Source organism: Chryseobacterium paridis (assembly GCF_016595215.1).
In the GTDB taxonomy this organism is placed as follows: Bacteria; Bacteroidota; Bacteroidia; order Flavobacteriales; family Weeksellaceae; genus Chryseobacterium; species Chryseobacterium paridis.
In genome coordinates, this window is record NZ_JAENHK010000010.1 from 702,534 (window position 1) to 714,988 (window position 12,455).

At 37.8% G+C, this 12,455-nt stretch carries 8 protein-coding genes; 7 read left to right on the plus strand and 1 reads right to left on the minus strand.

Annotated elements, in window-relative coordinates; genetic code table 11:
• Positions 1–7 precede the first annotated feature (7 nt).
• The 5 genes from mgtA to JHL15_RS12680 all read left to right on the plus strand — a co-directional run bounded on the left by mgtA (position 8) and on the right by JHL15_RS12680 (position 9,111).
• Positions 8–2,713, plus strand: coding sequence for a magnesium-translocating P-type ATPase (gene mgtA, locus JHL15_RS12660; RefSeq protein WP_234047765.1), 2,706 nt, complete (start codon positions 8–10; stop codon positions 2,711–2,713).
• Positions 2,714–2,790: 77 nt separating this feature from the next.
• The gene (locus JHL15_RS12665) at positions 2,791–3,930 is read left to right on the plus strand and encodes an efflux RND transporter periplasmic adaptor subunit (RefSeq protein ID WP_234047766.1); all 1,140 of its coding nucleotides are present in this window, start codon (positions 2,791–2,793) and stop codon (positions 3,928–3,930) included.
• A gap of 8 nt (positions 3,931–3,938) precedes the next feature.
• The gene (locus JHL15_RS12670; protein WP_200246224.1) at positions 3,939–7,037 is read left to right on the plus strand and encodes an efflux RND transporter permease subunit; all 3,099 of its coding nucleotides are present in this window, start codon (positions 3,939–3,941) and stop codon (positions 7,035–7,037) included.
• A 1-nt stretch (position 7,038) separates the two neighbouring features.
• Positions 7,039–8,337, plus strand: a complete 1,299-nt coding sequence (locus JHL15_RS12675; protein ID WP_200246226.1) for a TolC family protein — start codon at positions 7,039–7,041, stop codon at positions 8,335–8,337.
• A gap of 9 nt (positions 8,338–8,346) precedes the next feature.
• Positions 8,347–9,111: a porin family protein gene (locus JHL15_RS12680; protein ID WP_200246228.1), complete on the plus strand. Its 765-nt coding sequence runs from the start codon at positions 8,347–8,349 to the stop codon at positions 9,109–9,111.
• Positions 9,112–9,645: 534 nt separating this feature from the next.
• On the opposite strand, the gene JHL15_RS12685 is transcribed toward JHL15_RS12680, so the two are convergent.
• The gene (locus JHL15_RS12685; RefSeq protein ID WP_200246230.1) at positions 9,646–9,987 is read right to left on the minus strand and encodes a winged helix-turn-helix transcriptional regulator; all 342 of its coding nucleotides are present in this window, start codon (positions 9,985–9,987) and stop codon (positions 9,646–9,648) included.
• Between the two features lie 92 nt (positions 9,988–10,079).
• Between JHL15_RS12685 and JHL15_RS12690 the strand changes: the two genes are divergently transcribed.
• Together JHL15_RS12690 and JHL15_RS12695 are read left to right on the plus strand one after the other, a co-directional pair.
• Positions 10,080–11,627, plus strand: a complete 1,548-nt coding sequence (locus tag JHL15_RS12690) for an MFS transporter (protein WP_200246231.1) — start codon at positions 10,080–10,082, stop codon at positions 11,625–11,627.
• Positions 11,628–11,638: 11 nt separating this feature from the next.
• Positions 11,639–12,412, plus strand: coding sequence for a class I SAM-dependent methyltransferase (locus tag JHL15_RS12695; RefSeq protein ID WP_234047767.1), 774 nt, complete (start codon positions 11,639–11,641; stop codon positions 12,410–12,412).
• The last annotated feature ends 43 nt before the right edge of the window (positions 12,413–12,455 follow it).

The following is a 12,455-nucleotide window of genomic DNA, read 5'->3' on the forward strand; positions in this document are numbered from 1 at the left end:
CGGTGTCATGATTAAGCTAAAAGAAAAAATCAAAAACCCGTTCCATTCAATCATTAATTCCGATGGAATGAATGTAGGAACCATCACCAAGCTGCAGAATGCATCCAGCCAGGATGATAAATTTGTGTATGCTATGCTCGAAACCAGTGATGAAGGTATTACAAAAATAATGGCTGACGAACGTAGAACAAGGTTTGGCCATAATGAAATCCAAAATCAGAAAGCTCCCAAATGGTATATACAATTGCTGAAAGCATTTGCCAATCCTTTCATCTATATACTACTGGCAATTGCCTCAGTTTCATTTATCATCGATGTGTGGCTTCCCCCTGCATCAGATCGTGATTTCAAAACAGTTATTGTTGTTTCAATTATGATCCTGATCAGTACATTATTGCGTTTCATACAGGAATATAGAAGTAATAACGCCGCCGAGAAGCTAAAAAGTATGGTAAAAACTACCGCTACTGTTCTTAGAAAATTCGATGGTAAACAGGAAGTTCCCATCAGCGAACTTGTTCCCGGAGATATTATTTATCTGTCTGCAGGGGATATGATTCCCGCAGATTGTAGAATTACGATGAGTAAAGATCTTTTTGTAAGTGAGAGCATGCTTACGGGTGAAGCGTTACCTGTAGAAAAAAATCATCTTCCCATACGTAATGCAGAAGGCAAACAGGTCATCGAGCTGAATAACCTTTGCTTTATGGGAACCAATGTCGTTAGTGGTTCTGCTACTGCGGTCATTGTTGTTACCGGAGGGTATACTTACTTTGGAAGCATCAGTAAATCAATTACCGGAGAACGCCCAGAAACCAGTTTTGATAAAGGAATTAATAAAGTTAGTTTTTTATTGATCCGTTTTATGCTGGTGATGGTTCCTGTGATATTTTTAGTAAACGGTCTTATCAAAGGAAACTGGCTGGAAGCTCTATTATTTGCCATTGCAGTGGCAGTCGGATTAACTCCCGAAATGCTACCCATGATCGTTACTGCTAACCTGGCGAAAGGGGCAGTGAATATGAGCAAGCGTAAAGTAATTGTAAAAAGACTCAATTCCATCCAGAATATCGGAGCAATGGATATTCTTTGTACCGATAAAACAGGAACCCTTACACTCGATAAGATAGTTCTGGAAAAACACCTGAATGTACATGGAATAGAGGACGACGAGGTATTGAAATGGGCTTATCTGAACAGCTACCATCAGACAGGATTAAAAAATCTCTTAGACAAAGCCGTTCTTGAGCATGTTGAACTTCATGATTATCTTAAAGTAGAAGAGCAGTACCTTAAAATAGATGAGATCCCTTTTGATTTTCAGCGCCGCAGAATGTCTGTTATTCTCAAAATGCGAAATGGAAATCATCTGCTTATCTGTAAAGGAGCAGTGGAAGAAATGCTGGAATTATGCAGCAAAACTTTTGATCCGGGAGACAACAGAAATATTCACATTGAAAATGATAAAGCCGTTCCCATGGATGATGCCATGCGTAAGATCGTACTGAGAACGTCAAAAAAAATGAATGAGGAAGGGCTACGGGTGATTCTGGTTGCCATCAGAGAGTTTGATGCTTCACATCCTCTTACCTACACATTAGAAAGTGAAAAAGACTTGACTCTAACTGGCTTTATTGGTTTCCTTGATCCTGCAAAACCATCTGCTCAGCCTGCGATAGAAGCTTTACATAAATTGGGAGTAAGCGTAAAAGTGCTTACAGGAGACAATGAAATTGTTACCCGTAAGATCTGTAAAGATGTAGGAATCCCAGTTCATCATATCATTAATGGAAAAGACCTTGATGAAATACCTGATGATGTTTTAGCAGAACGTATGGGTTCTGTTTCTGTATTTGCTAAACTCAATCCATTACAAAAAGTAAGAGTAGTGAAAATTCTGCGCAGCCAGGGTCACACCGTAGGTTTTATGGGTGATGGAATTAATGATGCTGCAGCACTCAAAGAATCAGATGTAGGCATCAGCGTAGATACTGCAGTAGATGTAGCTAAAGAAAGTGCCGATATCATCCTTCTTGAAAAGGATCTTATGGTTCTCAGAAAAGGAGTAATCTATGGCAGAAGAACCTTTGGGAATATCATTAAGTATATTAAAATGACCGCAAGCAGTAACTTTGGAAATATGTTCAGTATGCTTGGAGCCAGTGCATTTTTGCCATTTCTCCCAATGCTTCCTGTGCATTTGCTGATTCAGAATCTTCTATATGACATTTCGCAAATTTCTATTCCCTGGGACAGAATGGATGAAGATTTCTTAGAAACACCAAAAAAGTGGGATGCAGGAGGAGTTGCCAAGTTTATGTTCTTCATAGGACCTATTAGCTCCATATTTGATTTTGCCACGTTTGCAGTGATGTACTTTATATTTAAAGCCAATACCGTTGAGCATCAGACTTTATTCCAAAGTGGATGGTTTGTTGAAGGATTGCTTTCACAAACACTAATTATACATATGATCAGAACCAGAAAAATTCCTTTTATACAAAGTTGGGCAACAACCCCGGTGGTCGCTTTAACGTCATTGATTATGATCATAGGAATCTTTTTGCCATTTTCACCTTTTGCAACAGCTTTAAAAATGCAGCCATTACCGCTAAGCTATTTCCCGTGGTTATTAGGGATACTCACTTGCTATTGTCTGCTTACGCAATGGGTGAAAAACTGGTTTATCAAAAAATTCAATACCTGGTTATAATCCATTCGAAATAATCTAATGCCTTTGAGCGGGCAACATGATTAACCTTATAAAAACAATTAAAAATATTAAACGTAATGACTATCAAAACAACACGATTGAGAGGCAGTATGCCCATATTGCTATGGCTTAGTACAGCCTCAATTATCCTTTATTCCTGCAACGGTAAAAAAGAACATTCTGAAAATACAGTCCCATATCTCACTAAAGGAGATACCATTATTTTACAAAAAAACTCACCTATTATTTCTAAACTGGCTGTTTATAATGTAAAAGAAGAAGAATATAGCCCTAATCTTATGACTGTAGGAACCGTAAAAGCTATTCCCAACACTTATGCCGAAATAGCTTCTCCATTTGCCGGGAGAATTTTAAAATCATATGTTAAACTAGGGCAGAAAGTAGCACCTGGATCTCCTTTATTTTCAGTAAGTTCTAAAGATTATTTCGCAGCACAAAAAGACTATCGTGATGCTCAACAGGAATACCGTCAATCGGAACTGAATATGAAGCGCCAGCAGGATCTGCTACAACATGGAGTAGGAATACAACGTGAAACCGAAGAAGCTGCTACAGAATTTCAAATTAAAAAAACAGCACTGGCTAATGCTTCAGCAGCCTTGAAAATCTATAAGAACGGCGACAAAATGTCTATGAACACACCTTTGGTAGTAGTATCCCCGATAAAAGGAGAGGTCGTAACGAATGATATAGTTATGGGGCAGTACTTAAAAGAAGATGCTCTGCCTATGGTTGTAATCGCAGAATTATCAAAAGTGTGGATCGCCGGTCAGGTTAAAGAAAATGATCTTCATTTCCTTCAGAACCTTACTGGAGTGGAAGTGAATGTAAGCGCCTTTCCTGACAGGAAAATTACAGGGAAAATATACCATGTCAATGAAATTGTAAATGAAGCAACACGAAGTGTAGAGGTGCTTGTGGAATGTGAGAACAATGACCGCCTTTTAAAGCCGGGAATGTTTGTGAATGTAAAGTTTAGCAACACATCTGAAAAGAAAATATTCGTTCCGGCTAAAGCTGTTCTTCAGTTTAACGATAAAAATTATGTCCTGGTACAAACTTCAAAAAACGAATATGTAAAGAAATATGTACAGACAGGTGTAACAGAAAATAACAGAATTCAGATTCTAAGCGGATTAAAGCCAGGTGAAACCATTATCAGTGATGGTGCTTTTTATCTCCTGGATGCTAAATAACAGACATCATGAAAAACATACTGAACAATATAATTGCTAAACGATGGCTGATATTGGCATTGTTTGCATTACTTGCTTTATTTGGATATTATTCATGGAAACAGCTCTCTATTGAAGCGTATCCGGACATTGGCGATGTCACTTCTCAGGTGGTAACTCAGGTTCCCGGTTTAGCTGCAGAAGAAATCGAACAACAAATTACTATTCCTATCGAACAGGCTATCAATGGTCTTCCAGGAATGCATGTAATGAGAAGTAAAAGTACTTTTGGATTATCCATGGTAACAATTGTCTTTAATGATGGAGTAGATGACTATTGGGCAAGAACGAGAATTAAAGAAAGATTGGGAGATCTCGAACTTCCATATGGTGTGACTCCGGGACTTGATCCCCTGACATCACCTACCGGAGAGATATACCGTTATATCATCGAAAGTAAAAGCCATGACCTTCGTGAGCTTACCGATCTTCAGAATTTTGTAATTATTCCTAAAATAAAACAGGTTTCGGGAGTCGCAGATGTGACCAATTTTGGTGGAATTACCACACAGTTTCAGGTAGAACTGGATCCAGTAAAACTTGAGCAATACAATATTTCCCTTAAAGAAGTAGCTGATAAACTCGAAGCCAACAATGCCAATTCTGGAGGAAGTGTCATGAACAGGGGAGATCAGTCCTATGTGATCCGCGGTATCGGTTTGGTAAAATCTTTAGAGGATATGGGAAGAGTGGTTGTAAAATCGGTCAATGGTACTCCCGTTTACATGAACGATATCGGTAAAATAAAATATGGAAACCTTGAACGTAAAGGGGCGTTGGGTTATTCCGACCAACGTGGTGTCAACTATTCCGATAATATAGAAGGGATTGTATTACTGCTTAAAGGAGAGAATCCTTCTGTTGTATTACAGGGAGTAAATGATGCTGTCAGTGATCTTAACAAAAATATACTTCCAAAGGGTATTCAGATTCATATTGTTTTGGATCGCACAAACCTTGTTGATAATACTTTACATACGGTTTCAAAAACTTTACTTGAAGGTATGACATTGGTAATTATTGTATTGATTGTATTTCTGGGAAGCTGGCGCGGAGCTTTATTAGTCGCAATTACAATTCCTTTATCGTTGTTAATTGCTTTTATATTAATGCATTTTACCAATATTCCAGCGAACCTGTTATCCCTTGGAGCTATTGATTTCGGAATTATTGTAGATGGTGCCATCGTAATGCTCGAAACGATTTTAAAGAAAAGGGAAGATCATCCCGATCAGGAACTTGATGAAAAAACAATTACTCAGAAAGTAAAAGAAGTTGCCAAGCCTGTATTTTTTGCTACGATTATTATTATCACGGCCTATTTACCATTGTTTGCTTTTGAAAGAGTAGAAAAGAAGTTATTTACTCCAATGGCTTTTACTGTAGGATACGCACTCCTCGGAGCATTGGCTGTGGCTCTATTTCTTATCCCTGGACTGGCTTTTGTGATTTATAAAAAACCACGTAAGATTTATCATAATCGTTGGCTAGAAAAAATCGGAGCTGCATATCATAGCAGAGTTCAAAAGATTATGAACCGACCTAAGCGCATATTCATTCCTTTAATTGGTATTCTGTTAACTACCGGTATATTAACTGCACTTGTAGGGAAAGACTTTTTACCTCCATTAGATGAAGGATCTATTTGGCTACAGGTTTCTCTTCCACCAGGTATTACAGTTGAAAAATCCAGAGAAATGAGTGATACCCTTCGAGCACGTACTTTAAAACACAAAGAAGTTACTTATGTAATGGTACAGGCAGGGAGAAATGATGATGGAACCGATGCGTGGACTCCTTCTCACTTTGAAGTCAGTGTTGGTCTAAAGCCTTACAGCGAATGGAAATGGGGCAGAAGTAAAGCAGATCTAATCAAAGAATTGGAAGCAGAATATGCTACCATGCCAGGCTATAACATTGCCTTTACCCAACCCATGATCGATGGAGTAATGGACAAAATTTCAGGTGCACACAGTGAACTTGTGGTGAAGGTATATGGGAATGATTTCAAAGAAACCAGAAGAATAGCCGAAGAAGTAATGGCTGCTCTAAAAAAAGTAAAAGGTGCTGTAGATCTTGCCATAGATCAGGAACCACCATTGCCACAATTACAGATTAAAGTTGATCGAGCCAAGATTGCCCAATATGGATTGAATGTTTCTGATGTTTCAGATCTTATTGAAGTTGCTATCGGAGGAAAAGCAGTTTCAAAAATATATCAGGGAATTAAGGTGTATGACATTATCACACGCTACAACGAAATGAGCAGAAACACTCCGGAAAAGATAGGAAGTCTGATGCTTACCAATGAATCCGGAGCAAAAATACCGCTTTCCCAGGTTGCCGATATACAAATGAACACCGGAGAAAGTATGATCGCACGTGAGATGAATAAACGTCATCTGACTGTACGTCTTAACCTTCGGGGTACAGATCTTACTTCCTTTTTATCACAAGCTGAAAATGCAATCGAAAAGAATGTAAAATATGATCATGAAAAGTATAACATAAAATGGGGCGGACAGTTTGAAAATCAAAATCGTGCCTATGGCAGACTTTCAGTAATTGTCCCGCTGGCACTTTCAATCATGTTTATACTGCTTTATGGAGCTTTCCAATCATTCCGTCAGGCAGGACTTTTAATTAGCATCGTTCCACTCGCTCTTTTTGGAGGAATGCTTGCCCTTAATCTTCGTGGAATGACTTTGAATATTTCTTCCGCGGTAGGCTTTATAGCCTTGTTTGGAGTTGCTATACAAAATGGAGTGATTATGATTTCGCATATCAATGATCTGCGAAAAAAAGGATATGATTTAAGGAAGGCCGTAATTGAAGGAGCATCTCATCGTTTCCGTCCGGTTCTAATGACCGCAACGGTAGCTATACTGGGATTATTTCCTGCTTCATTAGCAACCGGTATAGGCTCTGATGTGCAAAGACCTTTAGCCACAGTTATTGTATACGGGCTCTTGTTTTCAACCATCATTACCTTATTTGCTCTGCCTGCTCTTTACTATTTAATCGAAAACAAATGGGGGAAAAATTTTAACGCAGCAAAAGAAAATTAAAATGACTACGATAAAAAAATATTCAAAGCTCCTTCTGGGATTGATTTTCATGAACATATCCCTGATGATACAAGCTCAGAAAGCAGATACAGCATTCATTAAAAAACCGATTGATTATATGACGTATATCAATCTTGTAGGGAAGAGTAACCTTTCTTATGCCGCAGAAAAATTTAACATTAATATTGCTGATGTAGCGATACAAACTGCCAGAATATTTCCAGACCCACAATTAGGATTTGGATGGTTTGACAATGGACAGAAAAGAATGAAATTAGGTTATGGCTTCAATTCTGAGGTAAGCTGGACTCTGGAAATGGGAGGAAAAAGAAAAGCCCGAATAGAAGTCGCCCGAAATCAGGCACAATTAAGCCGTCTTCTCCTCGATAATTATTATAATAATCTCCGTGCTGATGCTACATTGGCCTATTTATTAGCGATCCAGAACCGGATAGTCCTGGATGTGGAATCTGATTCTTATCTCCAGATGAAAAAACTGGCAGAATCCGATAGCATTCGTTTTAAATTGGGAGTGATCACACAGGTAGATGCCCGACAATCCAAACTGGAGGCAGGAACCATGCTAAATGATGTCTTCTCTGCTGAAGCGGAGTGGAAAAGTTCATTGGCCAATCTGTCTTTATTAACAGGAAAAACAAAAAGTGATTCCTTATTATATCCACAAGGTGATTTCTCTGGTTTCGAACGTCAGTTTTCTTTACAGGATCTTGTTATTGAAGCGCAAAATAACAGGGCAGATCTAAAAGCAGCCTTACAAAGTAAAACGGTTTCCCAAAGTTTATTGAAACAAGCCAAAGCCGACAGAGCTATTGATCTTGGATTATCATTTGGAGTCAATAATGCAGCGTATGTAAGGAATACGATTGCTCCAACACCAGCAATGACCACTGTAAATGCAGGAATAAGTGTTCCTTTAAAATTTTCCAATAACCGGTCAGGAGATCTGCGTGCTGCACAATATGGTACTCTCCAGGCTGAAACGACCTACAAACAGACAGAGCTTCAGATTCAGACTGAAGTGAGTCAGGCTTATTTTACCTATATCGCTGCTCAAAAGCAAGTCAACCAGTTTAAATCCGGGCTACTTACAGAAGCAAAAGCAATCCTGGAAGGTAAAATATATAGTTACAAAAGAGGACAGTCTTCTTTACTGGAAGTATTGAATGCTCAACGTACTTATAATGATGTACAGCACGATTATTACGGAACACTTTACAACTATGCCGTTGCATTGGTAGAACTGGAAAGAGCTGCCGGAATATGGGATATTAACTTTTAATTTAAAGCAATGAAAAAAATACTGTTCATACTTATCATCCTATTGGGAAAACAAGTTTCTTATGCTCAAAACACCGTAGAGCATGATAATTCCTCTTCAGAAATGGATATCCAGGATCTGAATACCAATCGCATTAGTTGGGGTGTAAAAGCTGGGCTTAATTACTACAATTTCTACGGAAAAGAGAGAAATTTTATTTTTGCCAATTCAGACACAAAATTCAAACCAGGATTTTTTGCCGGAATCTTTGTCAACACCCAAATCAGCAAAAACATCAGCCTTACTCATGAATTGATTTTTAATCAAAGAAGGGTAGGTATTACGTATAAGGATGCTGTTGAAAATGCCTATAGTTCAGTGATTAACAGCTCATATATTGATATTATTCCTGCTAATATCAATTATCGCCTATCAAATGTAAAATTCTATGCGGGGCCTTATGTAAGTGTTTTGGTAGCCGCCAATACAAAACGGAAAGACGAAAATGGCAACCTGTTCCGGGATAAAAGCATTTTTGGAGATTCCGCCAACGATGAAAGTAAAACCTATTATCTTCAGAAATTTGATTTCGGATTCAATGTCGGGGTAGATTATCAATTGAAAGATAGATGGTCTGTTGGGCTCAGATATTCGCACGGTTTTACAGATTTATTCCAGAATGCCAATAGTTCTGCGAATGGAAATGCCAAAAAGGATAAAATTAAAATATATAACAGGGGATTGATGCTTTCGTTAGCCTATGATCTGACGTCGCATAACTCTTCAAATGAATGATCTATTTGGAAGACAATCAAAGATAATTTTCAAATCAATAGAGCCGGGTTTTAACCCGGCTTATTTATTTACAAAATGCATTGGCTTTAGCCGAAACTTATATTATTTTAGATTTCGGCTAAAGCCTTTCGAATGGTTCTTCTTTTTTCAAACGGACTAAAGCCCGTTCCTATTGATTGTTTTTTCTCTCGCAGATTTTGCAGATTGAGCAGATTTTTCTTCTTTATCGCAGAGATCTACTATCATGATGTATTGCATTGAATATTAAACTTAAAAACAGCTTACGTGTTTTAAAATTTTCTGTAATTAATAATTGTAATTTGAGATTGCTTCACATTCGTTCGCAATGACAAAGTGTTAAAAAACTTTTATGCCTTTTGACTACGTCGAATCTTCGATTTGTGGTTATTTTAGCTAAAGACATTTTGAATGGCTTATATTTTTTAAACGGGCTAAAGCCCATTTCTATTTATTGTTTTATTCTCTCGTGGATTTAGCTGATTTTTTACATAAAGATTGATTTTCTTCATCAGCTTATTTTCCAATTACTTCGTTTCGATGGATCAGTCCCCAGTTCCAAAGCTCAAACAATACACTCTTTAATGACATTCCGTGAGCAGTCATCGTATATTCTACCATTGGTGGAGATGTATCGAATACTTCCCTATTGATCAGTTTATTAGCCTGTAAATTTTTTAATTCTTTTGACAAGGTTTTATCTGTTATTCCAGGGACTTCTCTTGAAATCTCTTTAAAACGTTTAGGTCCGCTGCATAAAGAATAGAGGATCAGTAGTTTCCATCTGCCTTCTACGGCATCCAATGCGTCTTTTATAGATAGCATGGCTTTTGAACAATCATTTTCAGGTATTATCATAGTTGCAATATTAAACTAACTTCCTTTTAGGATAGTGCTATCCAAAGGGGAAGTAATATCATTTGGATAGCTAATGTAGTTAATTTTGTAACATGAAAGAAAAGGATATAACAAAACAGGAAATTTTTGATGCTGGTAAGAATCAAAGACGCATCATTCTTATAACAGTTTGCATTGCATTAATGGCTGTAATTGCTTCAGTAAGCGGACTCAATGTAGCACAGCTGAAATTAGCAATAGACTTCCATGCATCACAAACTCATATTTTATGGATGATCAATACTTATACAATAAGTTTAGCAGCCTTATTATTACCTCTGGGTGCTCTTGGAGATCGTATTGGACGTAAGAAAATGCTGCTCATCGGTCTGTTTATTTTCGGAATTGCAAGTATGATGTCTGGTTGGGCTACTTCGTCTTTGATGATGATTGTAGCCCGCTTTTTATGTGGTGTAGGTGCTGCAATGATAATGCCGGTTACGCTGGCTGTCATTACCTCTACGTTTCCCGATGAAGAGCGTTCAAAAGCGATTGGTATTTGGACCGCTGTTGCGGGAGGTGGAGGTATTTTGGGGATGTATCTTTCTGCTGTATTGGTGGATGTTGCCACGTGGCGTCTACTTTTTGCCCTTCCGGTAGTACTTGCGTTAGCTGCGATTGTTTTAACGGTTCGGTTTATTACTGACTCTAAGGAAAAAATAGAACATCGGTTTGACATAATAGGTTCCCTCCTATCAATAATTTCAGTAATGGGAATCGTGTATACACTCCATGAAGCTCCGGTTAATGGTTGGATGAAAGCATTGACTTTAGGAAGTCTGATTATGGGAATTGTATCAGCCATTTTATTTGTTCTTTGGGAACTGCGTCAAAAGGCACCACTCCTCGATGTATCTCTTTTCCTAAAGCGTGGTTTATCCAGTGGATCTTTATCACTATTAGCCATTTTTGGAGTTCAGGCGGGAATATTTGTAGTACTCTTTCCCTATTTTCAAAGTGTATTGGGCTGGTCGGGCCTTCGTTCTACGCTTGCGATGATGCCGATGGCTATATTAATGATGATTGCTTCAGGTTTAGCTCCTCAGGTCGCAAAACGCATTGGAAGGCGCTTTACAATGGCATTGGGAATTTTATTAGCAGGTTTAGGTTCTGCTGTGATGGCATTACTGGTATCAGTGGAGGGTGGATATCTTTCAGTTCTTCCTGGAATGCTTGCTATGGGATTTGGTATGGGACTAAGCATGACCCCATCTACTGAAGCGATTACTTCCGCGTTGCCTGCAGATCGTCAGGGTATTGCTTCTGCTCTTAACGATATTACGCGTGAACTTGGGACCGCTCTGGGTGTTGCTTTGCTAGGGTCTTTGGTGAGTGCTGGTTATCAAAACAGGATTGATGAAAAATTACAAGGAATTTCTACTTACACAGCCTCTCAATTCCGTGAAGGAATTTCAAATGCTCTTGCAATAGCTCCAAAAACTGACCCTCAATCCGCTAAACTGATTCATATTGCCCGTGAGTCTTTTGTATATGGTTGGAAGCAGGCGATGTGGGTAGGCACTTTAGTAATGCTTGTTTTGTTTTTCTATGTCCTTGTGTATGGACCAAAAACGATTAAAAAGAAAGATATTTTAAATTAAAAATAAGTCCAATGAACAATAAAAAGATATCAGATAAAATGGCTGCTGCTACAAATGAAGCAGAGGATATGAAAGAATTCTGGAACGATAGCTTTAATAAATATAAAACAATGTGGGGTTTTGAACCTTCTCATTCTGCGGTATTAGCTAAAGATCTTTTTGTAGATAGAGAAATAAAAGATATTCTGATTCCGGGAATTGGATATGGTAGAAATGCTCAGATTTTTATAGAAAATGATATCAGGGTAACGGGAATAGAGATTTCTGAAACAGCTATTGCATTAGCAAAAGAACATTACGGAAATAAAATGCCTGTTTTTCAGGGATCAGTTACGGAAATGCCTTTTGACAGCCATTTATATGATGGAATTTTCTGTTATGGACTTCTTTATTTATTAAATAATGAGCAAAGAAAGAAAATGATCAATGACTGTTATAATCAATTGCAGGAAGGAGGATGGATGATTTTTTCTGTCATTTCTAAGAATTCTCCGAATTATGGAAAAGGTAAAGAGATTGGAAAAGATACTTTTGAGATTGGTAAAGGAGGCCAACTTTTTTTCTATGATATAGATGCGATACAGGAAGAGTTTAAAGAGTATGGATTACTGGATTATTTTGAAATTGACGAGCAAACCAACGCGATAACAAAACAAGCTACATTTAAATTTTTGATGGTCATCTGTAGAAAAGAATGTAAAAATGAATCTATTAAAAGTGAAAGCGATTGTACGCCCAATTATCTTTCTGCTGTCTTTAATAAAATGCTTTCTTATACCCATTAGATTTTTCCGTGAACAATATAAAAAGAGTAGGCATAAAAGCATT